Below are 20,772 nucleotides of genomic sequence, written 5' to 3' on the forward strand. Positions count from 1 at the left end.
CTTCACGTCGATGCACGCATCGCGCGGCGCTGGTGGATGCATTAACCCGCATGGACTACCTTAGCGGCGTTCGTGGATGGGTCGTTTCATGTTGCGATTTATTGGCGCCGTGGGCGCGGCATTCGTGTTGGCATTCGGTGGTGTGAGCTGGGCCGTCAGGGGCTTTCCGTTGCCGGGCGCCTCGACCTGGTCGGCCCCGATCGAAACCGTGTCGAACCTTGCCGGTGGCTCCCAGACAGTGGCCGTGGTGGCACCGCTGTCCGCGACGGTGGACATGCAGTTCGGCGATGCCAGGTCCAAGGAGAAGTTCGAGCGCAAGGCTTGGCTCGCCGAGCACACGTCGCAGAGCGACAAGAATCCCAAGCTCGACGCGTTGCGGATGGACGCGCTGCAGGCCGCGACCGCCTACAAGCTGTCGCCCTGCGACAAGACCCAGAAGCAGAATCTCGTCGACGCGGTCTCGGCCTATACGCGCGCCTACGTGGCCAAGCTGGATTGCAAGCGCAATTTCCTCGGCATGAAGGTCTGCTCCGAAAAATCCATGGAGGAAGCCGCAGCCAGCGTCAGCACGCCGCTGGACGAGCGTGTGAAGGAGGCACTGTTCGCGGCCTTCGACGAGAAGGGGGTCACCAAGGCGGACTTCCCGGCCGACATCCGCGAGGACGTCCCGATGTTTGCCGGGCCGGGTCTCTGGTCGGATGAATCATCGGTCTGCCGCATCCGGCAGGCGCAGCGCGACCGGCGCTAGCAAGCGGGCGCTGCCATGCAACGGCTCATCTTCATCATCGCCGCCATCGTCGTCTGGCAGGTCGCCGGACACATCTTCCTGAAGCCGGCGCCGCCGCAGGCGAAGGTGTTTCCGCCCGTGAGCGGCGCGGAATTCGAGGACCACGAGAAGTACACCAGGGATGCGCGTCAGTCGCAGCGCCAGGATGCGCTGAAGGCACTCGACCGTGCCTGGAGCGATCGCTGCGGCGACAAGCGCAAGGACTTCATCAGCGGCCTCGGCCACTACTACTATCACCGCCAGAACCAGAACGAGCGCTATCCCGAGATCTATGGCCCGGCCGGCGCGACCTACATCGCCGGCGTCTGGACCACGGCCGAGGATCGCCGCATCGAGCGCCTGACCCAGGAAGCCTACGCCGCCGGCTACATCAAGCCGTCCGATTTCGACTCCATGGCCAGCCAGGTGGTGGCGACGGTCGTGCGCGGCGAGCAGGTCAGGGGCCGCGGCTGCGGCGGCTGAGCGTCCTGCGCGGCAGCGCCGCCGCGACCAGCGCCCGCGCCGCCTCGCCCGCGGTTTCCATGTAGCCGGCATCACGGTGCAGCAGCACGACGGCAAACGCGCCGTCGAGCAGCAGCAGCATCTGCCGCGCCAATTCGCTCGCGCCCGCGATGCCCGCGTCGTCGAACGTGCCCTGCAGCCAGGCTTCGAACTTCTTCTTGTGCGCGGCGCCGATCCTGATCGCGGGATGGCCGGGCAGATTGGCCAGTTCGGCGGTGGTGCGCAGGAAGCCGCAGCCGCGCCATTTCGGATGCCGTGCGGAGTCCGCAAGACGGCGGAAGATCGCGGCGATCTTGTCTGGCAATGCGCCCTCCGCCTCGTCGAACCAGCGTTTGAACAGCGCGAGGTTCGGCTGGTCGCGCGCGGCGAGATAGGCGGCGACGAGGTCGTCCTTGCTGCGGAAGTGATAGTACAGCGTCTTCTTGGTGATCCCGGCCTTCTCCGCCACGGCATCGACGCTGACGGCGCGGATGCCCTCGGCATAGAACAGCTTGCTCGCCGCCGCGACAATGCGCGCCCGGGTCGGATCGGAGGAACGAGCCATGCAGCGCTCCGTCAATGTATACTGACCAGTGAATATATCTTGCGCGGCGCCACGCCTAGTCTCTGCGGCATTCTTACAGTCCGCGAGGCGCCGTCATGACCGAGCCTGTCCTGTTTCACGTTGCCGACCGTATCGCCCTGCTCACGCTCAACCGTCCGGGCAAGCTCAATGCGTTGAGCTACGCCTTGATCGACGCGCTGATGGCCGCTCTCGACCGGATCGAAACCGATCCCGCCGTCCGGGCCGTGATCCTCACCGGCGCGGGCGACCGCGCCTTCTCGGCCGGCGCCGATATCGACGAGTTCAGCAAAAGCGTCGCCGACGGGCGCGCCGCCGCGCTGCGCGACTTCGTGCGCCGCGGCCAGGCGATGACGGCGCGGCTGGAGGCCTTTCAAAAGCCGGTCATCGCCGCCGTCAACGGGCTCGCCTTCGGCGGCGGCTGCGAGATCACGGAAGCCGTGCATCTGGCGGTCGCCAGCGACCGCGCGAGCTTCGCCAAGCCGGAGATCCGGCTGGGCATGCCGCCGACCTTCGGCGGCTCGCAGCGGCTACCGCGGCTGGTCGGGCGCAAGCGCGGCCTCGAGCTGCTGCTCACCGGCGATCCCTTCCCCGCCGAACGCGCGCTCGAGATCGGCCTCGTCAACGCGGTCGTGCCGCATGCTGAGCTGCTGCCGGCGGCTCGCGCGCTCGCCCAACGCATCATCCGCCACGGCCCGGACGCCGTCGCGGCCGTGATCACGGCGGCGACGCGCAGCCTCAACATGGCGGTCGGCGAAGGCTTGCAGGTCGAAGCCGAGCAGTTCGCGGCGCTGGTCGGCAGCCGCGACCTCGACGCAGGCCTGGCGGCCTGGCGCGAACGCCGGCCGCCACGCGTCTCCGGCTAGACCGGAAATCCCGGCGACTTGCGCGCCAGTCCGTCGAAGGCATCGAGCAGCCGCTCGCGCCAGGCATAGACGCTGTCGGTCTCCTCCAGCAGCTTGAACGGGCTGACCACGCGCGCCCATTGGAAGCCGCCGAACACGATGTAGTCGGCATAATCAGGCGCATGGCCGCCGATGAAGGGCTGCGCCTTCAAGGTCTGGCGCAGCGGCTCCAGCGATTTGCGGAAGCCGATCACCGCCTGGTCGCGCGGCGCCATGACCTCTTCCAGCCGCTTGCCGAACCGCGCCTCGCGCGAGGTGCGGAAATAGGCGGCGTCCTCGGGCGCCAGGTTCTTCGGGATGTCGGCGATGATCAGCGGGAAAATGCCGCCGACGATTGCGATGTCGCCCCACGCATTCATGAAGCGCGCCATCGCGTGGCCGCCGGCGCCGCCGAACAGCGACGGACGATCGGGATAAGTGTCTTCGAGATAGCCGGCGATCACCCAGGAATCGACGATCGTGCGGTCGCCGTCGAGCAGCACCGGCACCTTCTCGGAGCCGTGCGGCGCAAGCGCGCTCTTCTCGGTGAAGCGCCACGGGATCGTCTCCGCGCTCAGCCCCTTGTGCGCCAGCGCCATGCGGGTCCGCCAGCAGAACGGGCTGAACGGGCGGCCGGCATCGGTGCCCACGAGTTCGAACAGCTTCAGTGACATGCTTCGATCCCCTCTTCCTGCGAGGAGATCGTTCTAGCTCACGACTCGGCCATTGTCGCGCAGCAGCTGCGCGCCGGCCTCGGTGACGGCGATGACGCCGCCGCCCGCGGCCGGCCTGCGCGCGACATAGCCGGCGTCAGCGGCATCCTCCCAGATCGTCAGCCGCGGACAGCTCGTCCGCCACGTCTCGACCACCTCCGCATGGCTGCGCGGCTTCAGCGCGATCCACTCGACGAAATCGAGCACCAGGGCATCGGCTGATCCGGTCATCGCTCACCTCATTCGGCTGCAACGGAGCTCTGCGCAACCAGCAGCAGCCAGCCGCCATAGAGGATGTAGTAGCTCGCCACCGCCGTGATGATGCGGTTGGCCCAGACCCGGAACTGCTGCTCGCTCATCGCCTCCAGGATGCGCCGCGCCAAGGTCGTGCCGAGCATCGACGCCGCGATCGCCACGACCGCGAGCACCGGATCGAGCTGCGCCGCCTGGTCGATGATCCCGCCGAAATAGATCAGCTTGGTGAGGTGGCTCGCGACCTGGCACGTCGCCTTGGTGGCGACGATCGATTTGCGATCGAAGCGCGCGCCGAGGAAGAACGTGTCGAGCAGCGGGCCGGAGACGCCGGTCATCAGCATCAGCCCCATGCAGATCATGCCGTAGACCGCGCCCTGCCAGACGCTCTCCGGATCGGGCTTGAGGCCCGACGGCATCAGCCGCGCCAGGAACGGCGTGACGCCGAGCAGCAGCAGCGCGACCGGCTTGTCCGGCACGTAGCGCACCAGCGCCCACAGCCCGAGCGCCAGCGCGCAGCCGATGAGATAGACCGCGACCGGCCGCCAGCGGATGTGCCGCCGCCACAGCACCGCGCGCCAGCCGTTGGAGGCCATCTGCGTCACCGCGTGCAGCACCATCGCCGCCGGCAGCGGCATGATCGCCAAGAGCACGCCGATCAGGATCAGTCCGCCGGCCATGCCGAACAGGCCCGACAGGAACGCGGTCGCCACCATCAGCAATCCGAGCGCTGCGATCAGGACGGGCGTCATGGCTGGTCTCCTTCGTCAGCAATGATCGCCTACTGGCGAGGCGAGCACAAACGGGGTTATCTTGCCCTCCATCAGTTTTCCTGAGGGCAACATGCGGCGGCTCCTGTTTCTCAACGGCATCAAGGCATTCGAGGCGGCGGCGCGGACCGGCAGCTTCGCCGCGGCCGGCAGCGAGCTCAACGTCTCGGCGGCCGCGATCAGCCGCATGGTCAACCTGCTGGAGCAGCGGCTCGGCGTGGTGCTGTTCGAGCGCAAGGCCAACCGTCTCGCGCTCACCGCGCCGGGGCGCGCCTATCAGAGCGGCCTGACGCCGATCTTCGATGCGCTGTCGAGTCTCACCGCGCAGATCATGGCGCCGTCGTCGATGCGGGTGCTGACGCTCGGCGTCGGCCCGACCTTCGCGATGAAATGGCTGATCCCGCGGCTGGCCGATTTCAGCACCGAGGAACCCGACATCGAGGTGCGCATCACCACCGGCGGCGCGGCGGTGCCGTTCGGCGACGATTGGAGCTGTGGCATCAAGCTCGGCGACGGCGCCTGGCCGGGCCTGGTCGCCGAGCCATTGTTCGCCGCCGATTTGGTGCCGGTGTGCACGCCGCGGCTCGCCGCGACGTTGAAACGGCCGAGCGATCTCAAGGGCCCGAGCCTGCTGCGGGTGTCGCATGCGGCGGAGGACTGGCCGCTATGGTTGAAGGCCGCTTGTGTCTCGCGCGTCAGCGCACGCGGCACCGAATTTCAATATTACGGCCACGCATTGCAGGCCGCGATCGACGGCCTCGGCGTCGCCATGGGCATCCGTCCCTATATCGACGACGACCTTGCCGCAGGACGTCTGGTTGCACCGTTCGCGCTGACCGTCCCGAAAGGCGAGCGCTGGTATCTCGTGTACCGGCATTTCCAGGCCGGACAACGCGATTTCGCGGCGTTCCGGCGCTGGATCATGCGCGCGGCCGGACAGCCCGCCGCACGGAATTCGCAACGAAAGGAGGCGATGAAAAAAGACGCCAGTGTGTGAACCTGTTCACATATGGCTGGACCAATTCATGCTGTCGTTGCCGTTCGGGACATCCAGGACTGCGCAATGACGTACTTGTATGAGGATTTCGCCATCGAGCCGTTCGAGGCGGGACGCGGCTTGTGGCACGCGCGGATTCGCCGCGCAGACATGACTCCGGTGGTGATCAATGGCGTGTCGTTCCCATCGCTCGAGGTCGGCTTCGCATGGTCGGATGCGGACATGGCCGTTGCCGATGCCAAGAGCCACATCGACCGTTTCCGCAAGCGTTGGGGCTGAGCTCCGCAAGCGCATGCGTCGTCATTCGAGGCACACGACGGAGGATATCGACCCACCCCCGGGAAAAGACGGATAGCGCGGCGTGAAACAATCTCAGAGAGTGAAGTCTCAATGAGTCCACCTCCGCTGCCAGTTGGCTCAAAGGCGACATTGAAACGCCAATTCGAAATGCCGAGTATATTCGTAATGCGGACTGCAATTCATGGCTGAGCCTGCCGTCAAACACCTCACTTATTCCGTGCGTACGCGATGTCCGGACTGCGATGCGGAGCTGAGCATCCTGAGCGTCATCAATGGCCGCGGCGGTTCCGAATATTGGGCGCTGCAATGCGTCGCCTGCCACGGCGTGCATCTCGATATCGTCGAGCAGCCGACCAAGCACTGATCGCCGACACGGTGATCACGGCCCCAGCGACCATCGACACACGTCACGCTGGCTGATCCGCTCGGCGCTTCATCGATTGGTTGCTGTGCCGGCGCGATCGACAGCGTGATTTGCTTTTGCGTCATCGCGGCGCGCTCGCCTTACGTACGTTTCCGATTCCATAGCGCGCGCAGTTTCAACGTCAGCCCCGCTTTCACCCTCCCCTCAAGGGGAGGTCGGCTCATGGGCGCGAGGCGCGCCTGAGCCGGGGTGGGGTAATCTCTCCACTCGCACCGGTTTCCACGGCTCACCCCACCCCGCTCGCCCGCTTCGCGCGCGATCGACCCTCCCCCTCCAGGGGAGGGTGAGACCGAGATCGCAGCGCCTGCCGTCGTGATGATCCGGGCGATGGGCGGCGATGAAAGCGTGATGCCATCCCATCATGCCAGGATCGTTCGGCCTGCTGCCACCATGCTGTCAGCAGGGCTGGTGACAAGGCCCGATCGCTCTTTCATGTCGCCCCCTTCGGTCCCATATTCGGGCCATGGCGAAGACCCCCGACACCCCCAAAAAGCCCGGCCGTACCCCGAAATCCAAAGCGCATCGCCCCGATGTGCAGCCGATCGCGCCCGCGCTCGCGGAACTGCTGAACCCCGCGATCAACCGCGGCGAGAGCGGCATCGGTTCCTCCACCGGATTGAAGCCGCCGCCGGACAATTCTTGGGACCGCCGCAGCGGCGGCGAAGCCGCCGCGCACCGCGCACGGGCATCGACCAAGGGCAAGAGCGCGGATGTGGCGACGGGCGATGCCGCTCGGGGCATGCCGCTGCGGCCGAATCCGCAGCCCGTCGGGGGGCGTTCGGCCGTCGGCAAGTCACCTGCATCAGCCCAGCCCGACGCTGCGCTCCCTCCCCCCTTGTGGGGGAGGGCTGGGGAGGGGGGTACCCCGAGCGACGCTGCTCACGGCCGCCCCCCAAATTCTTCCCCTCGAGGAGAGGTGGAGAAGAACGCCCCGGAAACAGCTCGTTCCGGAACACCCCCCTCCCCAGCCCTCCCCCACACAGGGGGAGGGAGCGCAGCTGTGCAAGGTGAGGCAGGTCCCGCTACGACAGACGAAAGCGAGCCGTATCCCGGCTTCGCCGAAGCCCCCCAGGCCAATTTCGGCACCTCCGCCACCATCCCCACCCTCGATCCGGAGCTGGCGCGCCAGCTCGGCCTGCCGACCGCCGAGGACGACGAGGAAGCCCTGGCCCGCCCGCCGCGCAGCAAGATGGAGGCGCTCGGCGTCAAGGCCACCGCGGAAGCCCTGGAATCCCTGATCCGCGAAGGGCGCCCCGAGTTCCGCAAGAACGACGGCTCGCTGAAGGTCTGGACCCCGCACCGCCCGCCGCGCCCGGAGAAGTCCGAAGGCGGCGTCCGCTTCGAGATCAAGTCGGCCTATGAGCCGAAGGGCGACCAGCCGCAGGCGATCAAGGAACTGGTCGAGGGCATCAACCGCAACGACCGCACGCAGGTGCTGCTCGGCGTCACCGGTTCCGGCAAGACCTACACCATGGCCAAGGTGATCGAGGCGACGCAGCGCCCGGCGATCATCCTGGCGCCGAACAAGACGCTCGCGGCGCAGCTCTACGGCGAGTTCAAGAGCTTCTTCCCCGACAACGCCGTCGAGTACTTCGTCTCCTATTACGACTACTACCAGCCCGAGGCCTACGTCCCGCGCACCGACACCTATATCGAGAAGGATTCCTCGATCAACGAGCAGATCGACCGCATGCGCCACGCCGCGACGCGCGCGCTGCTGGAGCGCGACGACGTCATCATCGTCGCCTCGGTGTCGTGCATCTACGGTATCGGCTCGGTCGAGACCTACACCGCGATGACCTTCGCGCTGAAGAAGGGCGAGCGCATCGACCAGCGGCAATTGATCGCCGACCTCGTCGCCCTGCAATACAAGCGCACGCAACACGATTTCACCCGCGGCACCTTCCGTGTCCGCGGCGACGTCATCGACATTTTCCCGGCGCACTACGAGGACCGCGCCTGGCGCGTGAACCTGTTCGGCGACACCGTCGAGAATATCGAGGAGTTCGATCCGCTCACCGGACACAAGCAGGACGAGTTGGAGTTCATCAAGGTCTACGCCAACTCGCACTACGTCACCCCGCGCCCGACCCTGGTGCAGGCGATCAAGTCGATCAAACATGAGCTGAAGATCCGGCTCGACCAGCTGCACGCGCAGGGCCGCCTGCTCGAGGCGCAGCGGCTGGAGCAGCGCACCACGTTCGACATCGAGATGATGGAGGCGACCGGCAGCTGCGCCGGCATCGAGAACTACTCGCGCTACCTCACCGGACGCCTGCCCGGCGAGCCGCCGCCGACCCTGTTCGAATACGTGCCGGACAATGCGCTGGTGTTCGCCGACGAGAGCCACGTCACGGTGCCGCAGATCGGCGGCATGTTCCGCGGCGACTTCCGCCGCAAGGCAACGCTCGCCGAATACGGCTTCCGCCTGCCCTCCTGCATGGACAACCGCCCGCTGCGCTTCGAGGAGTGGGACATGATGCGGCCGCAGACGGTCGCGGTGTCGGCCACGCCGGCGGCGTGGGAGATCAACGAGGCCGGCGGCGTGTTCGTCGAGCAGGTCATCCGTCCGACCGGCCTGATTGATCCTCCCGTGGATATCAGGCCCGCCCGCACCCAGGTTGACGATCTCCTCGGCGAGGTCCGCGCCACCGCGCAGAAGGGCTATCGCTCGCTGATCACGGTGCTCACCAAGCGCATGGCGGAGGATCTCACCGAATATCTGCACGAGCAGGGCATCCGCGTCCGCTACATGCACTCGGACATTGACACCATCGAGCGCATCGAGATCATCCGGGACCTCCGCCTCGGCGCGTTCGACGCGCTGGTCGGCATCAACCTGTTGCGCGAGGGCCTCGACATTCCCGAATGCGCGCTGGTCGCGATCCTCGACGCCGACAAGGAAGGTTTCCTGCGCAGCGAGACGTCACTGATCCAGACCATCGGCCGCGCCGCGCGCAACGTCGACGGCAAGGTCATCCTCTACGCCGACCAGGTGACCGGCTCGATGGAGCGCGCGATGGCCGAGACCACGCGCCGCCGCGAGAAGCAGATGGAGTACAACACGCTCAACGGCATCACGCCGGAGAGCGTGAAGAAGTCGATCGGCGACATCCTCAACTCGGTCTACGAGCGCGACCACGTGCTGATCGAAACCGGCGGCGGCACCACCACCGACGACGTCATCTCGATCGGCCACAATTTCGAGGCCGTGCTGGCCGATCTCGAAACCCGCATGCGCGAGGCCGCCGCCGATTTGAACTTCGAGGAAGCCGCCCGCCTCCGCGACGAGGTCAAACGCCTGCGCGCCACCGAGCTCGCGGTCGTCGACGACCCCACCGCCAAGCAGCGCACGGTTCAAGACAAGGCGGGGGCTTACGCGGGCGCCAAGAAATACGGCGACGCCGCCAATCTGCCGACCACGGCGCTGAAGGGCCGCGGCGCGTCCGCGCGCGGCGGCGCGAAGTCGCGCGAGCGCGACCCGCTGGCGCCCTCGATCGGCGATCTCATTGGCTCTTCCGACCGCGACGGCGGTGCCTCGGCTCCCTCTCCCCGTCCTTCACGGGGTCGGGACGAGCCAAGCTCGCCCTTGGAGGGTAGGGGTGAGGGGCGCCCCACGGGGACTCCGTCCGGCTCGAAGGTCCACAAACCCCATCTCGACGAGATGCACGGCCCGGAATCCCTCCCCTACCGCCCCAACGCCAAGCTGCCGCCCAAACCCTTCGGCAGCAGCAGCAAGATCATCCAGCCGACCAACTCTCGCGAGTCCGGCCCTGAGTTCGGCCCGGCGCCGCGCTCGACGGGTGGCGCCCCGGGGAAGCGGGGCGGGTGGAAGAAGCGATAGAACTGCCCATCGCACCGCCCGCAAGCTGGCAGCGACGAACTCACAACTCATACCGCCCGTGCGGCTGCCCCTCACCCCGACCCTCTCCCCGTGAAGAACGGGGAGAGGGAGCGCACTGTCAGCGCGGCCGACAACGATGGTCACAGGTCGGACGTTGCGCTCATCAAGTCGTTGGCGCATCCTCTCTCTCGACACGATCGGTGCAACCTCTCCCCGCCCTTTGCGGGGAGAGGTCGGATTGCATCAGAGATGCAATCCGGGTGAGGGGCATGGCAGATGCGTAGCCCGATCCGAGGTCCATCGGAGTCGCGTGCCAGTTCCCCAGCACCGCCGGCCGCCCTACTCCCTGAAAATAGTCGTCGCGATTGACGCCGTCATGGCGTCCGGACTTCATGCAGCAGACCTTGAAACCTGCGTCCGGAGCCGCATGGACAGAGATCGTTGCGTCCGAGCTTCTCGCTGAGCTCGACGTCGCCGTGAACGAACCGCCGGCCGCGCTTCACATGCGTCTCTGAGGGATAGGAATTCCGCCGCTTACGCGTGACGCTGAAAGCTGGGGAGGTTGTCGAGATCATGGATCTTGCGCATGATGGCCTCCATCGTTTGATGCGTGGCCTGATTGCCGCGCCGCTTTTTTGCTAGCAGCTTGGATGGATGCTGGAAAGCCACCCGGCCGCAGGCACGCCCATTGGGAGACTCGCCTGTGTCCTTCAGGTCACGAGGGCGAGACCGCAGCGCTCAGACCTGGACGATAAACACCAGGTAGATGATCAGGCCGATCGTCAGGAACAACACGGCGACTCGACGCCAATTGTAGGTGATGTCCTCCGATCGAGCTCGCCACGCGTGACGCAGGAAAGCAACGACGCCGATCAGATAGATCAGTGCAAAGACGAGACCCCAGCCGTACTTCCAATAATCGTAGAGCGGGTCCTGGCGCCAAAAACGCATGCAGCGTACCAACGAGGAAGATCGGTCGATCAGTACGGTTTATCCTAGATCAACCGGGCGGCCCAGAGAAGCGGCCGAGGCACGATCGCACGCTCGTCGGGCAAATCAGTCCGCGCTTCCGGAAACCTGTCCAGCCCTTCCAACGAAAATAAACCGCTTGGCGACTTCGCCAAATCAGCATTAATCTCCGCCCATTCCGTTGCGTCGGAGGGGACGTATCGCGGTCGTCACGGACGTCGGCAGCGGAAGGCGATGGGCGTAGCGGATCGCAGCGTGGCTTCGGCCGCGCCGACGAACGGTTCGTTGCGCACGGCGAAATCGTGCGGTCCTGACACCCCGATGCTGGTGTCCAGCGCAAGGCGCGCGAGCGCATTGTCGCCATGGTGGCCAACAAGCCCGGCGCACCAGGGAGACCACGTATAAGTCGTAAAGCCATCGCGCAGGGAGGGCCGGGTGTGTTCGGCCAGACCTGTGGTGACTGCCGCCTGCTTTCTTTTCTGCAGGCGGGCCACGGGCGCGGCCAGCGCCCGGCCTTCCCTGCGCCCTTCACGTGAAGGGTGGAGATCAGATCAAAGCTCGGACGCAAAACGCGCCGCGAGATCGCGGAGGTGTACCTGCAGATGCTGTCTGTAGTAACGACAGACACCCCGCGTCATTGCGAGCGCAGCGACGTGTCCGCCGTAGCTCGCAGAGCGAAGGCGGACGCAATCCAGGGCCGCGCAAGGATTCTGGATTGCTTCGCTACGCTCGCAATGACGGAGTGTGGAGCGGCCTGATTGCCACGCACGCCGCTGTCATCGCCCGGCTTGACCGGGCGATCCAGTATGCCGCGGCGGCTGTGATAGATCGATGGGCCGCGGCGTACTGGATTCCCCGCCTTCGCGGGGAATGACAATGGAGTTGGCTGCAAGGTCTGCGCTCCGCCTCGCGATCAAGTTGGATGGAGCGGGCTGTTTGACACGTTGAAGGGTATGGAAACTGACGCCGCCTCACCCCACCGCCAGCGCGGCCACCGCGAGCAGCGCCAGCATCACGGTCGAGGCCAGCAGTTGCAGCGAGCCTTCCGGCTGGGTGCGCCAGCGCAGCACCTTGTCGGCGAGGCCGAGCGTGGGGTCGTAGAACTCGGCCGCATAGGCCTGCTTGAGCACACGCGGATAGCGCGGGCCGAAAGCAGACGTCATCAGGACGTGGATGATGGTCGCGGTGGCAACGAAGCCGATAATGCCGGGACGCAGCGCAGTGCTGTGAGCGACCTTGAGGATGAGGGCCGCGCCGGCATAGGTCGGAATGGCCTGGAACAGCGCCGTCAGCAGCATGCCTTCGAGCAGATTCAGGGACGACGCCTTGGGCGAGACGGAGCTGGAGGACGAGACGGCGAGCATGGCTTGATCATCCGGTTGCGGCGGTCTTCCTCTGAAGACCAGACCGCTCCCGTGTAGCCGGAGCGCCTCGGCCGGACAGTGAGACTCGTCACGCAGCCGCGCCGCGCGCCTTGACGGATTGATCCGTCAAGTTAGCACAACGACCTCAACTACGTCCGACCCTGGCCGTTGACCTGGCCCTGCTGTTGCTGCTGACGCTCCTGCTCCTTGGCGCGATGACGGCCATAGAGACAGCCGGCGGCTGCGCCGAGCACGCCGTGATGGCCGGCATAATGGCCTGCGACGCCGCCGACGATCGCGCCCTTGATGCAGCCCTTGGCCTCGGCGGCCGGGGCGGAGAACAGCGCAAGCGCCGCGACGGACATGGCAACGGACTTGGCAAGAGAGTTGGCCAGCATGGTCTTCATGATCGAGCTCCCGAAATGATACCCGTCAACTTCGAAGCGGGCGCCGCGGTTCCCGTGCGCAACTGCCATGCGAGCCCGCAAGGACTCTCGCGCGAACCTTTTGATCGCGTCGCATGACCTACGGCTTGAAAACCGATCGCGTCGATCGGCTGGCGCCAAGCATCCGTTCACCCTGCCCGCGTATTCTGCCTGAGTCCGGCGACGCTGACGGTTGACGGCCAAGGGCCGATATCAGCAAGACGTCCGGCAGTGACGCACGCCTTCCCGTCGACGGAGACAGGATGATCGAGCACATCAACAAGCAGCGGGTCCGCAAGCTGCTCGAGGCTCACGCGGCCGGCGATTTCGACGCCGTTCTGGCGCATTGCAGCGACGACGTCGAACATTTCGCCTCGGCGCCGATCGACATCTTTCCGCATCTTGGCGGCCGCCGCGGCAAGGCCGAGGTACGGCAGATGTGGGAAGCCGCGCGCAACCGCTATTCCGAGGTCCGGCACGAGATCAAGACGCTGATCTGCGAGGGGGACCAGGTTGCCGCCGATCTCCGCATCTTCCTGCGCAAGCGCGACAACGACCGCATCGTGCAATACGACATCGCCGCCTTCTACACGCTGCGCGACGGCCGCATCACCCGCATCCGCGAGATCATGGATACCTACGATCTGGTGCAGCAGGTGCTGGAATGCGATCTCAGCCGCCTGGTGATCGCAGGTGCCTCGCGGCCCTGAAGCCGGAATCTCTGGCGTTCACGGAAACGTCACCGACGGCTGCGCCGTTGCGTTGAACCTGGTGCGCACGCCCCACACCCCATCAGCGGGTGCGGAGACGGGGGCGTTGACGACATGAAGATCGCATTTTTGGCCTTGGCAGGCCTGGTGATGGGCGTCGTGGGCGGCGCCACGATCGGAATCGGGCTTGGCCTGGCCTGGATCGAGATGTTCAACACCAGCGAGTTCGAAGGCTATGCGGGCATGCTGGTGTTCTTCACCTTCATGCCGCTTGGCGCGCTGGTCGGCGGCCTCGCCGGCGCCACGCTGTTCGGGATGGCCGCCTTCCGCGATCAGGAAGTGGCGGTGGCGCGGCAGCGGATGCCGCACGAGTACTGACGGACCGCTTCCTTCCTGCCAGCGATCGGGCAGTGGCGTGCATTTGTGCAATGCAAAAACGCCCCTTGCTCGCGGAGGTGGTTGGCTTATGTGGAGGGTCCAAGAGATAGACAAGAATAGATTCGGCGCCCCGGCGCGACGTCCGCTGTGACGTCGCCGAGAGAGGGGCCGCCCCCGCAAGCCAGTTCAGGATCTGAAGCCGATGACGGAGCACAGCCTCTGGCGTCTGTCGCGCGCTTTGCACGCCGCGATCAACGAACGCCGTTTCGACGATTTTGCCGAAGCGCTCGACGACGACATCGACTGGGCCATCTATGGACCGATCGACATGTTTCCGTTCCTCGGCGCGCGGCGCGGCAAGGAGGCCGTGATCGAGGCCGTCAGGCAGATCGCCGCCAATGTCAGCATTCGAAGGCTCGATCGCGAGACCCTGATGCTGGACGACAGCGGCGCGGCGACGATGGTCCGCTGCGCGATGACGACGCAGGATTCCGACAAGCCGATCACGGCGCGGCTGGCGCAATTCCTGCAATTCCGCGAGGGCAGGCTGTCGCGGGCCCGCATCCTGATCGACACCTTCGATCTGGTCGAGCAGACGCTCGGTCGTCCGATCGATCTGCCGCGGATCGGCAGCTTCGCCTGACCCCGCGCGACGGCTGTTGGATTGCAGTCACACTCACCGACAACCCAACACATCGTGACTGGCGCAGCCATAATTTTGCGCCAAGATTCCACCATATTCCGGCACACAGGTTCGGGCGGCGGGGGTTGCTCTCATGACATCTTACGGTTGCGCGCTGGCGGTTTTCACGGCCGGCTTCGGGCTACTTGCGTCGGCCGCGCAGGCGCAGTCGCTGATGCAGGCGCCGCAGCCGATGCAGATCGTGCCCTGGCAGCAGATCGCGCCGGCGGAGGACGAGGACAAGCCTGACGAGCAGGTCGCGGCAGCCGATCCGATGAAGGACATCGACGTCGACAAGCTCGACTGGAGTCAGCTGGCGATCGACGAGACCACTTTCCTCGACCGCCCGGAAGCCTCCGCTGCCGCGAAGCGCAAGGCGGCCGAGAAGGCCGCGGCGCTCGACTGGTCCAACCAGAACAAGGGCAATCTCGCCTCGGGTGTTTCGGTCAAGCAGTCGGTGTCGCCGTTCTGGGACGCGCGCGTCGGCGCCGATATGACGGTCGCGCGGCAGCCGACCACGATGTCGGAATTGCTAGCGGAGAAGGCCGAGAACGGCGGCAGCACGCCGCAATCCGGCGGCTCGGCCTGGGCCGCGGTCACCGCGCCGGGCGCGGGCTCGATCTGGGACAAGACCTCGATCGAAGCGCGGGTTGATCCCGGCTCGGATCAGGGCCGGCTCGGCACCACTATCACCAAGGCGGTGCCGATCGATCACTATAATCTGACCCTGCAGAATGGTTACAACGTCACTCAGCAGGGCGTGGTGGCGCTGCCGGGCGCGGCGACCAAGACCAGCCGCAGCTTCGACACCGAGCAGTCGGCCAAGCTGTCGATCGGCGAGACCGGCACCAGCGTCACGGCGGGTCAGACCCTGTCGTCGAATGACGACAAATGGCTGCGCAAGGTCGGCGCCGAGCAGAAGCTCACCGATGGCCTGACTGTCTCCGGCGCGATCGGCGAAACGCCGCAGGGCGGCACCAGCAAGAGCATTTCGGCGGGTTTCAAGCGGAGCTGGTAGCGTTTACGATTGCGGCAGCCCGCCACGAATGATCGAACGATCGCCGCAGCTTCGCCGCGGTGTGGCCCAATTTGGCCGCACTGATAGGCTTTGAGAATTTCGTCGTGCGGGGACACCGCGCTCGCTTGAACGCGAATTGAGGAAATAGCCGATGAATGTCAGTCGTCCGGACAAGATCGATGGAACCGAAACCGAGCTCGATACGGATCTGGCGGCGGTGTCCGAAGTCGAAGCCGGCATTCGTGATTTCGTTCGTAACGATATCGCCTATCTGCGCCGCCCCAATGCCGCGGCAGCAGCCGCCGAGCCGGCGATCGATGCGGATGCCGCAGTGAACAGCGTCACCTCGTTGATCCAGCGCGTTGCGGGCACCTCGCTGTCGGAGATCGAGAACCTGATCGGCGAGCTCGAGAGCCTGCGCGAGCTGCTGCATGCCGAGGGTCAGCGCGTTCAGCGCGAGATCGCGAGCTACGCCCAGCTCAGCCAGGCGGCGATGAAGTCGACCCGGGCGATCGCCGAGAACGTCACCCAGTGGAAGCGTGCCGCCGACGGGCTGCGCAGCAGCTGAGCGGCAGCGTATCGAAGTTGGACGAGAACCGCCGTGCGAGCCATCGCGCGGCGGTTTTCAGCTTTGAGCGGCCGTTCTTTGAACGTGGCCTGCCCGCCCCGCGACCAACCCCTGCCCTCCCCGGGGCGGACCAGGCGATGCAGGGCTGTCATTTTCATGGAAACGATCCGACCTGATAACACCGATCCCATCCCGCTGCGGCCACAGCCTCAGCGGATCGGGATCATCATGGTTCGGTTCGTCGGTTTGCTGGTGATTGCAATGGCGGTGCTTGTGCTCATCTGGAGCCGCTAGACCGCCGGCACGAAGACGGTTGTCGTCTTCGTCGTAGTTAACAACTACTTAAGGACGTCACTCTTCGATCGAGGCCGACGTCTCCAGCGAGTAAGAGCCATCGGCATAGCCCTTCACGACCATTCCCGTCGCGAGCATCACCGCGAGCGTCACGCTGGCAAAGATAAAGCCGAGGAGTTTCAGACCGCTGCGATCTGCCATACTCATCCCCCACATCCTGATCCCTGATTGGCTGTCTTATAGAGTCCGGGTTCAGAATGCGTTAGCGCGAAGTTCGTTCCGCCCCGACAATCCTATCGAGCGTGACCTTTTCGCCTCAACGGTTGTTCCGTCGCGAGACAAATGCCGATGCGAGTACCGAAAACACCAGCTCACCGCGCTGATTGATGCCGGTATTGCGCGCTTGCAGGATGCCCCATCGCGGGCGCGAGGCCGAGGCGCGCAGCGAATCAATCTCGCTGGAGAAGGTGATCGTATCGCCCGCGAGCACCGGCTTGAGCCAGCGCAGTTCGCGAAATCCGGGCGACGGTCCACCGACCGACACCGGCTCGCCGCGCGAGCGCGCGAGTTCGGCGAGCCGCTGATTGTCGGCGACGATCAGCTTCATGCAGACCGAGCCGATGTGCCATCCCGACGCCGCCAGCCCGCCGAACAACGAGTTGCGCCCTTCCTCCTCGTCGAGGTGGAAGCGCTGCGGATCGAATTGCCGCGCGAAACGGATGATGTCTTCGGCCGTGAACGTGTAGGAGCCGAGTTCGCGACGCTGGCCGACTTCAAGATCCTCGAAGAAGCGCATTACGCCACCTCCGCGCCGGCCGCTCGGCGCTCGACGATGATCGGCGAGACCATCTCGCAGAGCCGCTCACCGGCCTTGTTGCGCACGCTGCATTTGAAGGTGACGATGCCCGTCGACGGACGGCTGCGCGACAACCGCGCTTCCACGACCTCGACATCGAGCATCAACTCGTCGTCCGGCCGTAGCGGCGACATCCACCGGACCTCGTTGACGCCGGGCGAGCCGAGCGAGGCGGTGCGGCCGATGAAGCCGTCGAACATCATGCGCATCATCAGCGAGCAGAGATGCCATCCCGAGCCGGAAAGGCCGTTGAGCATCGACTGCTTGGCGGCCTCTTCATCGAGATGCATCGGCTGCGGATCGAACTCGGAGGCGAACGCGATGATCTCGTCACGCGTGACGTGTCGCGGGCCGAAGCTGCCGAAATGGCCTTGCGGAAAATCTTCGAAGGTGAGGGTCATGGGGGCGGGAATGGCTGAAAGAAGCCCGATTGTGGCCGCACTTTGCAGCAATCACAACCGGGCCGCTCGCATGGCTGACGCCCGGTCCGGTCGTAAGAGAGCGCCAGAAGGCGCCTGATACCGGGCTGAGTTCGGCCGCCGCTGATGTCGTCTGGCGCCGGATTCGAGCAGGACTTAAAGACAGACGCGCGTTGCGATTCGGAAGGTGCTGGGGGATCAGGATGTTGGAATTTCGCGACTTGTTCCAGTGGGACCGCTTCATCACGCCCACCATCATCAAGACGTTCTACTGGCTGGTGATCGTGCTGATCATCCTCTCCGGAATTCGCGGCGTCTTCACGGGCCTCTCCGAGATGGCGATCAGCCCGTTCGGCGGTTTCCTGATGCTGTTGTCCTCGCTCGCCGGCATCATCGTCGGCATGGTGTTCTCGCGCATCATCGCCGAGTTCGTGCTGATCGTCTTCCGCATCAACGAGCACCTCGGCGCGATCCGTGAGCAGGGGCGGATGTAGCCGCCCCCAAGCCCCCTTAATTGTTGAAGCGGAAGTGCATCACGTCGCCGTCGGCGACGACATACTCCTTGCCTTCGAGCCGCAGCTTGCCGCCCTCGCGCGCCCCCGCTTCGCCACCGAGCGCGACGTAGTCGGCATAGGCGATGGTCTCGGCGCGGATGAAGCCCTTCTCGAAATCGGTATGAATCACTCCGGCCGCCGCCGGCGCCTTGGTGCCGCGGTGGATGGTCCAGGCGCGCGCTTCCTTCGGGCCGACGGTGAAGTAGGTGATCAGGTCGAGCAGCTGGTAGCCGGCGCGGATCAGACGGTCGAGACCGGCCTCTTCGAGCCCGAGCGTCTCCAGAAAGTCCACGCGCTCCTCGCGCGACAGGGTCGCGATCTCCGACTCGATCTTGGCCGAGATCACGACGGCGATCGCGCCCTCTTCCTTGGCGCGGGCGAACACCGCCTGCGAGAAGCTGTTGCCGTCCTTGGCAGAGCCTTCCTCGACGTTGCAGACGTAGAGCACCGGCTTCGAGCTCAAAAGGCCGAGCATGCCGAAGGCGCGCTCCTCCTCCGGCTTGCGCTCCAACAGCCGCGCCGGCTTGCCGTCGCGCAGCAGCACCAGTGCGCGGGTCACGAGATCGTGCTGCTCCTTGGCGTCCTTGTCGCCGCCCTTGGCCTTCTTGGCGAGGTTGTCGACGCGCTTCTCGAGGCTGTCGAGGTCGGCGAGCATCAGCTCGGTCTCGATGGTCTCGATGTCGGCGAGCGGGGCGATCTTGCCCTCGACATGGGTGATGTCGGAGTCCTCGAAGCAGCGCACGACATGCGCGATCGCGTCGACCTCGCGGATGTTGGCGAGAAACTGGTTACCGAGGCCTTCGCCCTTGGAAGCGCCGCGCACGAGGCCGGCGATGTCGACAAAGGTCAGCCGCGTCGGAATGATCTGACCCGACTTGGCAATCGCGGCGAGCTTCTCAAGCCGCGGATCCGGCACGGCCACCTCGCCGACATTCGGCTCGATCGTGCAGAACGGATAGTTCGCCGCTTGCGCCGCCGCCGTCTCCGTCAGCGCATTGAACAGCGTCGACTTGCCGACGTTGGGCAGACCGACGATCCCGCATTTGAATCCCATGATCCGTCTCGCATCCTCTCACAGCGACAACCGCGCGCGCCTCACGCGGCGCCGGCGTCGCCCTTGTCCAGAAAACCTTTGGCCTGCAGCGCCAGATGCACCTTGTTGGCGAAGGTGGAGTCGCGCTTGCCCGTCAACAAACCTGCATTGTCGGCCACCGCCTCGCACAGCGCCTCGACCCATGACATCTCGGACTTGGCGAAGTCCGACAGCACGTGGCCATGCACCAGCTCCTTGACGCCGGGATGGCCAATGCCGAGCCGGACGCGGCGGTAGTCGTTGCCAAGATGCGCCGAGATCGAGCGCAAACCGTTATGTCCGGCAATGCCGCCGCCGACCTTCACGCGCAGCTTGCCCGGTGCCAACTCCAACTCGTCCTGAAACACCGTGACGTCGCCGACGCCGAGCTTGAAGAAGCTGGCCGCTTCCTGCACCGCGCGGCCGGACTCGTTCATATAGGTCGTCGGCTTCAGAAGAATGACGCGCTCGCTGTCGAGCGTGCCTTCCGAGGTTTCGCCTTGAAACCGGCGGCGCCAGGGCGAAAAGCGGTGGCGCCGGGAAATCTCGTCCACGGCCATGAAGCCGATATTGTGCCGGTTGCGCGCATATTTCGCGCCGGGATTGCCGAGACCGACGAACAGCAGCATGGCGCGGCACCGGGACCTGCCGTCGCTCCGGGACGCGCGGGATAAGCCCGCGCGCCCCGACAGCGGATCGGCTTACTTCTTCTTCTCGGGGGCCTTGGCCGCGGCAGCAGGAGCCTTCGCAGCGGCGGCAGGCGCCTTGCCACCGGCAGCCGGAGCGGCGGCAGCGGGAGCCGCGGCAGCGCCAGCGGCGGCCTTCTGCTCTTCGCCATAGCCCGACGGCGGCACGATGGTGACGAGGGTCGCGTCCTCGCTACGCGACAGCGTCTTCACGCCGGTCGGCAGCTTGACGTCGGAGACGTGCAGCGAGTGGTTGATTTCCAGCGCGCTGACATCGGCCTCGATGAACTGCGGAATGTTCTCCGCGAGGCACTCGAGCTCGAGCGTGTGGGTCACGATGTTGACCGTGCCGCCACGCTTCACGCCCGGCGAGCCTTCCGAGCCGACCACGTGCAGCGGCACGCTGACGCGGATGGTCGCGCCCTGGCCGAGCCGCATGAAGTCGACGTGGATCGGGAAGTCCTTGACCGGATCGAGATGGAAGTCGCGCGGGATCACCCGGTGCTTCTTGCCGTCGAGGCTGATGTCGAAGATCGTGGTCAGAAACCGGCCGGCGAGGATGCGCTGGCGCAGCTCGCGGTCTTCCACCGAGATCGGCAGCGGGGGCTGGTTGTCTCCATAAATCACTCCGGGCACTCTCCCGGCGCGACGCTCTGCCCGTGCGGCCCCCTTGCCGACTGACGGACGGGCGGTCGCCTTCAGTTCTCTGACGGTCGCCATCTTGCTCAAGTCCTTGTTTTAAA

28 protein-coding genes are annotated in these 20,772 nt (G+C 65.7%); 13 read left to right on the forward strand and 15 right to left on the reverse strand.

Features of this window, described 5'->3' with window-relative positions; all coding sequences use genetic code 11:
- Positions 1–88 precede the first annotated feature (88 nt).
- Positions 89–748: a hypothetical protein gene (locus ACQR1Y_RS27610; protein ID WP_434860503.1), complete on the forward strand. Its 660-nt coding sequence runs from the start codon at positions 89–91 to the stop codon at positions 746–748.
- A 15-nt stretch (positions 749–763) separates the two neighbouring features.
- Positions 764–1,249 (forward strand): hypothetical protein, encoded by a 486-nt coding sequence (locus ACQR1Y_RS27615; RefSeq protein WP_434878872.1) that lies wholly within the window; start codon positions 764–766, stop codon positions 1,247–1,249.
- Here ACQR1Y_RS27615 and ACQR1Y_RS27620 read toward each other — a convergent pair.
- The gene (locus tag ACQR1Y_RS27620; RefSeq protein ID WP_434878871.1) at positions 1,224–1,832 is read right to left on the reverse strand and encodes a TetR/AcrR family transcriptional regulator; all 609 of its coding nucleotides are present in this window, start codon (positions 1,830–1,832) and stop codon (positions 1,224–1,226) included. The two genes, ACQR1Y_RS27615 and ACQR1Y_RS27620, sit on opposite strands and share 26 nt — an antisense overlap.
- 95 nt (positions 1,833–1,927) lie before the next feature.
- Here ACQR1Y_RS27620 and ACQR1Y_RS27625 point away from each other — a divergent pair, with 95 nt between their 5' ends.
- Entirely contained in the window at positions 1,928–2,716 is a 789-nt protein-coding gene (locus tag ACQR1Y_RS27625; protein WP_434878870.1) for a crotonase/enoyl-CoA hydratase family protein, read from the forward strand.
- On the opposite strand, the gene ACQR1Y_RS27630 is transcribed toward ACQR1Y_RS27625, so the two are convergent.
- Genes ACQR1Y_RS27630 through ACQR1Y_RS27640 form a run of 3 tightly spaced genes read right to left on the reverse strand, consistent with a single transcriptional unit; the run spans position 2,713 to position 4,451 of the window.
- Positions 2,713–3,408, reverse strand: a complete 696-nt coding sequence (locus ACQR1Y_RS27630; protein ID WP_434878869.1) for a glutathione S-transferase family protein — start codon at positions 3,406–3,408, stop codon at positions 2,713–2,715. The two genes, ACQR1Y_RS27625 and ACQR1Y_RS27630, sit on opposite strands and share 4 nt — an antisense overlap.
- A gap of 33 nt (positions 3,409–3,441) precedes the next feature.
- Positions 3,442–3,678, reverse strand: a complete 237-nt coding sequence (locus ACQR1Y_RS27635; RefSeq protein ID WP_434878868.1) for a hypothetical protein — start codon at positions 3,676–3,678, stop codon at positions 3,442–3,444.
- 8 nt (positions 3,679–3,686) lie between these two features.
- Positions 3,687–4,451 carry a TSUP family transporter gene (locus ACQR1Y_RS27640; RefSeq protein ID WP_434878867.1) on the reverse strand — a complete coding sequence of 255 codons (765 nt, stop codon included), beginning with the start codon at positions 4,449–4,451 and terminating at the stop codon, positions 3,687–3,689.
- 91 nt (positions 4,452–4,542) lie between these two features.
- Here ACQR1Y_RS27640 and ACQR1Y_RS27645 point away from each other — a divergent pair, with 91 nt between their 5' ends.
- From ACQR1Y_RS27645 to uvrB, 4 genes are all read left to right on the forward strand, one after another.
- Positions 4,543–5,466 carry a LysR substrate-binding domain-containing protein gene (locus tag ACQR1Y_RS27645; RefSeq protein ID WP_434878866.1) on the forward strand — a complete coding sequence of 308 codons (924 nt, stop codon included), beginning with the start codon at positions 4,543–4,545 and terminating at the stop codon, positions 5,464–5,466.
- 66 nt (positions 5,467–5,532) lie between these two features.
- Positions 5,533–5,745 (forward strand): hypothetical protein, encoded by a 213-nt coding sequence (locus ACQR1Y_RS27650; RefSeq protein WP_434860511.1) that lies wholly within the window; start codon positions 5,533–5,535, stop codon positions 5,743–5,745.
- A gap of 202 nt (positions 5,746–5,947) precedes the next feature.
- Positions 5,948–6,130 carry a hypothetical protein gene (locus ACQR1Y_RS27655; protein WP_434860512.1) on the forward strand — a complete coding sequence of 61 codons (183 nt, stop codon included), beginning with the start codon at positions 5,948–5,950 and terminating at the stop codon, positions 6,128–6,130.
- A gap of 523 nt (positions 6,131–6,653) precedes the next feature.
- A complete protein-coding gene (gene uvrB / locus ACQR1Y_RS27660) occupies positions 6,654–10,034 on the forward strand; it encodes an excinuclease ABC subunit UvrB (RefSeq protein ID WP_434878865.1) in 3,381 nt (1,126 codons plus the stop codon).
- 374 nt (positions 10,035–10,408) lie between these two features.
- Here uvrB and ACQR1Y_RS27665 read toward each other — a convergent pair whose 3' ends face one another.
- From ACQR1Y_RS27665 to ACQR1Y_RS27685, 5 genes are all read right to left on the reverse strand, one after another.
- Entirely contained in the window at positions 10,409–10,609 is a 201-nt protein-coding gene (locus ACQR1Y_RS27665) for an SEC-C metal-binding domain-containing protein (RefSeq protein WP_434878864.1), read from the reverse strand.
- 163 nt (positions 10,610–10,772) lie between these two features.
- The gene (locus tag ACQR1Y_RS27670; RefSeq protein WP_434878863.1) at positions 10,773–10,985 is read right to left on the reverse strand and encodes a hypothetical protein; all 213 of its coding nucleotides are present in this window, start codon (positions 10,983–10,985) and stop codon (positions 10,773–10,775) included.
- Between the two features lie 227 nt (positions 10,986–11,212).
- Positions 11,213–11,497 carry a hypothetical protein gene (locus ACQR1Y_RS27675; RefSeq protein ID WP_434860515.1) on the reverse strand — a complete coding sequence of 95 codons (285 nt, stop codon included), beginning with the start codon at positions 11,495–11,497 and terminating at the stop codon, positions 11,213–11,215.
- 477 nt (positions 11,498–11,974) lie between these two features.
- Entirely contained in the window at positions 11,975–12,367 is a 393-nt protein-coding gene (locus tag ACQR1Y_RS27680; protein WP_434878862.1) for a hypothetical protein, read from the reverse strand.
- 149 nt (positions 12,368–12,516) lie between these two features.
- Positions 12,517–12,774, reverse strand: a complete 258-nt coding sequence (locus tag ACQR1Y_RS27685) for a hypothetical protein (RefSeq protein ID WP_434878861.1) — start codon at positions 12,772–12,774, stop codon at positions 12,517–12,519.
- Positions 12,775–13,055: 281 nt separating this feature from the next.
- On the opposite strand from ACQR1Y_RS27685, the gene ACQR1Y_RS27690 reads away from it, so the two are divergent.
- The 5 genes from ACQR1Y_RS27690 to ACQR1Y_RS27710 all read left to right on the forward strand — a co-directional run bounded on the left by ACQR1Y_RS27690 (position 13,056) and on the right by ACQR1Y_RS27710 (position 16,148).
- A complete protein-coding gene (locus ACQR1Y_RS27690) occupies positions 13,056–13,502 on the forward strand; it encodes a nuclear transport factor 2 family protein (RefSeq protein WP_434860518.1) in 447 nt (148 codons plus the stop codon).
- Between the two features lie 114 nt (positions 13,503–13,616).
- Positions 13,617–13,880, forward strand: a complete 264-nt coding sequence (locus tag ACQR1Y_RS27695) for a hypothetical protein (protein ID WP_434860519.1) — start codon at positions 13,617–13,619, stop codon at positions 13,878–13,880.
- A gap of 202 nt (positions 13,881–14,082) precedes the next feature.
- Positions 14,083–14,523, forward strand: coding sequence for a nuclear transport factor 2 family protein (locus ACQR1Y_RS27700; protein ID WP_434860520.1), 441 nt, complete (start codon positions 14,083–14,085; stop codon positions 14,521–14,523).
- 133 nt (positions 14,524–14,656) lie between these two features.
- Entirely contained in the window at positions 14,657–15,580 is a 924-nt protein-coding gene (locus tag ACQR1Y_RS27705) for a hypothetical protein (RefSeq protein ID WP_434878860.1), read from the forward strand.
- Between the two features lie 151 nt (positions 15,581–15,731).
- Positions 15,732–16,148, forward strand: a complete 417-nt coding sequence (locus ACQR1Y_RS27710; RefSeq protein WP_434860522.1) for a hypothetical protein — start codon at positions 15,732–15,734, stop codon at positions 16,146–16,148.
- Positions 16,149–16,499: 351 nt separating this feature from the next.
- On the opposite strand, the gene ACQR1Y_RS27715 is transcribed toward ACQR1Y_RS27710, so the two are convergent.
- The 3 genes from ACQR1Y_RS27715 to ACQR1Y_RS27725 all read right to left on the reverse strand — a co-directional run bounded on the left by ACQR1Y_RS27715 (position 16,500) and on the right by ACQR1Y_RS27725 (position 17,699).
- Positions 16,500–16,649, reverse strand: coding sequence for a hypothetical protein (locus ACQR1Y_RS27715; protein WP_434860593.1), 150 nt, complete (start codon positions 16,647–16,649; stop codon positions 16,500–16,502).
- A gap of 109 nt (positions 16,650–16,758) precedes the next feature.
- A complete protein-coding gene (locus ACQR1Y_RS27720) occupies positions 16,759–17,238 on the reverse strand; it encodes a MaoC family dehydratase (RefSeq protein ID WP_434878859.1) in 480 nt (159 codons plus the stop codon).
- On the reverse strand, positions 17,238–17,699 hold the full coding sequence (locus ACQR1Y_RS27725) for a MaoC family dehydratase (protein WP_434878858.1): 462 nt from the start codon (positions 17,697–17,699) through the stop codon (positions 17,238–17,240). The genes ACQR1Y_RS27720 and ACQR1Y_RS27725 overlap by 1 nt, the downstream gene beginning before the upstream one ends.
- Positions 17,700–17,920: 221 nt before the next feature.
- Between ACQR1Y_RS27725 and ACQR1Y_RS27730 the strand changes: the two genes are divergently transcribed.
- Positions 17,921–18,211 carry a DUF4282 domain-containing protein gene (locus ACQR1Y_RS27730; protein WP_035644382.1) on the forward strand — a complete coding sequence of 97 codons (291 nt, stop codon included), beginning with the start codon at positions 17,921–17,923 and terminating at the stop codon, positions 18,209–18,211.
- A 16-nt stretch (positions 18,212–18,227) separates the two neighbouring features.
- Here the strand turns inward: ACQR1Y_RS27730 and ychF are convergent, their stop codons facing one another.
- The 3 genes from ychF to ACQR1Y_RS27745 all read right to left on the reverse strand — a co-directional run bounded on the left by ychF (position 18,228) and on the right by ACQR1Y_RS27745 (position 20,749).
- Positions 18,228–19,325: a redox-regulated ATPase YchF gene (gene ychF, locus ACQR1Y_RS27735; protein ID WP_009029536.1), complete on the reverse strand. Its 1,098-nt coding sequence runs from the start codon at positions 19,323–19,325 to the stop codon at positions 18,228–18,230.
- Between the two features lie 41 nt (positions 19,326–19,366).
- Positions 19,367–19,972 (reverse strand): aminoacyl-tRNA hydrolase, encoded by a 606-nt coding sequence (gene pth / locus ACQR1Y_RS27740; protein WP_434878857.1) that lies wholly within the window; start codon positions 19,970–19,972, stop codon positions 19,367–19,369.
- 72 nt (positions 19,973–20,044) lie between these two features.
- Positions 20,045–20,749, reverse strand: a complete 705-nt coding sequence (locus ACQR1Y_RS27745; RefSeq protein ID WP_172112399.1) for a 50S ribosomal protein L25/general stress protein Ctc — start codon at positions 20,747–20,749, stop codon at positions 20,045–20,047.
- Positions 20,750–20,772 lie beyond the last annotated feature (23 nt).

Origin of the sequence: Bradyrhizobium sp. HKCCYLRH3099, assembly GCF_051167855.1 — a bacterium.
GTDB lineage: Bacteria > Pseudomonadota > Alphaproteobacteria > Rhizobiales > Xanthobacteraceae > Bradyrhizobium.

Bases quoted from the DNA above. Each gene is read 5' to 3' on its own strand.
- ACQR1Y_RS27655 (WP_434860512.1), top strand. From the start codon at position 5,948: ATGGCTGAGCCTGCCGTCAAACACCTCACTTATTCCGTGCGTACGCGA.
- ACQR1Y_RS27640 (WP_434878867.1), bottom strand. From the start codon at position 4,451: ATGACGCCCGTCCTGATCGCAGCGCTCGGATTGCTGATGGTGGCGACC.
- ACQR1Y_RS27730 (WP_035644382.1), top strand. From the start codon at position 17,921: ATGTTGGAATTTCGCGACTTGTTCCAGTGGGACCGCTTCATCACGCCC.
- ACQR1Y_RS27610 (WP_434860503.1), top strand. From the start codon at position 89: ATGTTGCGATTTATTGGCGCCGTGGGCGCGGCATTCGTGTTGGCATTC.
- ACQR1Y_RS27725 (WP_434878858.1), bottom strand. From the start codon at position 17,699: ATGACCCTCACCTTCGAAGATTTTCCGCAAGGCCATTTCGGCAGCTTC.
- ACQR1Y_RS27665 (WP_434878864.1), bottom strand. From the start codon at position 10,609: ATGATCTCGACAACCTCCCCAGCTTTCAGCGTCACGCGTAAGCGGCGG.
- ACQR1Y_RS27645 (WP_434878866.1), top strand. From the start codon at position 4,543: ATGCGGCGGCTCCTGTTTCTCAACGGCATCAAGGCATTCGAGGCGGCG.
- pth (WP_434878857.1), bottom strand. From the start codon at position 19,972: ATGCTGCTGTTCGTCGGTCTCGGCAATCCCGGCGCGAAATATGCGCGC.
- ACQR1Y_RS27685 (WP_434878861.1), bottom strand. From the start codon at position 12,774: ATGAAGACCATGCTGGCCAACTCTCTTGCCAAGTCCGTTGCCATGTCC.
- ACQR1Y_RS27630 (WP_434878869.1), bottom strand. From the start codon at position 3,408: ATGTCACTGAAGCTGTTCGAACTCGTGGGCACCGATGCCGGCCGCCCG.
- ACQR1Y_RS27700 (WP_434860520.1), top strand. From the start codon at position 14,083: ATGACGGAGCACAGCCTCTGGCGTCTGTCGCGCGCTTTGCACGCCGCG.
- ACQR1Y_RS27620 (WP_434878871.1), bottom strand. From the start codon at position 1,832: ATGGCTCGTTCCTCCGATCCGACCCGGGCGCGCATTGTCGCGGCGGCG.
- ACQR1Y_RS27650 (WP_434860511.1), top strand. From the start codon at position 5,533: ATGACGTACTTGTATGAGGATTTCGCCATCGAGCCGTTCGAGGCGGGA.
- ychF (WP_009029536.1), bottom strand. From the start codon at position 19,325: ATGGGATTCAAATGCGGGATCGTCGGTCTGCCCAACGTCGGCAAGTCG.
- ACQR1Y_RS27635 (WP_434878868.1), bottom strand. From the start codon at position 3,678: ATGACCGGATCAGCCGATGCCCTGGTGCTCGATTTCGTCGAGTGGATC.
- ACQR1Y_RS27625 (WP_434878870.1), top strand. From the start codon at position 1,928: ATGACCGAGCCTGTCCTGTTTCACGTTGCCGACCGTATCGCCCTGCTC.
- ACQR1Y_RS27745 (WP_172112399.1), bottom strand. From the start codon at position 20,749: ATGGCGACCGTCAGAGAACTGAAGGCGACCGCCCGTCCGTCAGTCGGC.
- ACQR1Y_RS27680 (WP_434878862.1), bottom strand. From the start codon at position 12,367: ATGCTCGCCGTCTCGTCCTCCAGCTCCGTCTCGCCCAAGGCGTCGTCC.
- ACQR1Y_RS27690 (WP_434860518.1), top strand. From the start codon at position 13,056: ATGATCGAGCACATCAACAAGCAGCGGGTCCGCAAGCTGCTCGAGGCT.
- ACQR1Y_RS27715 (WP_434860593.1), bottom strand. From the start codon at position 16,649: ATGAGTATGGCAGATCGCAGCGGTCTGAAACTCCTCGGCTTTATCTTT.
- ACQR1Y_RS27695 (WP_434860519.1), top strand. From the start codon at position 13,617: ATGAAGATCGCATTTTTGGCCTTGGCAGGCCTGGTGATGGGCGTCGTG.
- uvrB (WP_434878865.1), top strand. From the start codon at position 6,654: ATGGCGAAGACCCCCGACACCCCCAAAAAGCCCGGCCGTACCCCGAAA.
- ACQR1Y_RS27705 (WP_434878860.1), top strand. From the start codon at position 14,657: ATGACATCTTACGGTTGCGCGCTGGCGGTTTTCACGGCCGGCTTCGGG.
- ACQR1Y_RS27670 (WP_434878863.1), bottom strand. From the start codon at position 10,985: ATGCGTTTTTGGCGCCAGGACCCGCTCTACGATTATTGGAAGTACGGC.
- ACQR1Y_RS27720 (WP_434878859.1), bottom strand. From the start codon at position 17,238: ATGCGCTTCTTCGAGGATCTTGAAGTCGGCCAGCGTCGCGAACTCGGC.
- ACQR1Y_RS27710 (WP_434860522.1), top strand. From the start codon at position 15,732: ATGAATGTCAGTCGTCCGGACAAGATCGATGGAACCGAAACCGAGCTC.
- ACQR1Y_RS27615 (WP_434878872.1), top strand. From the start codon at position 764: ATGCAACGGCTCATCTTCATCATCGCCGCCATCGTCGTCTGGCAGGTC.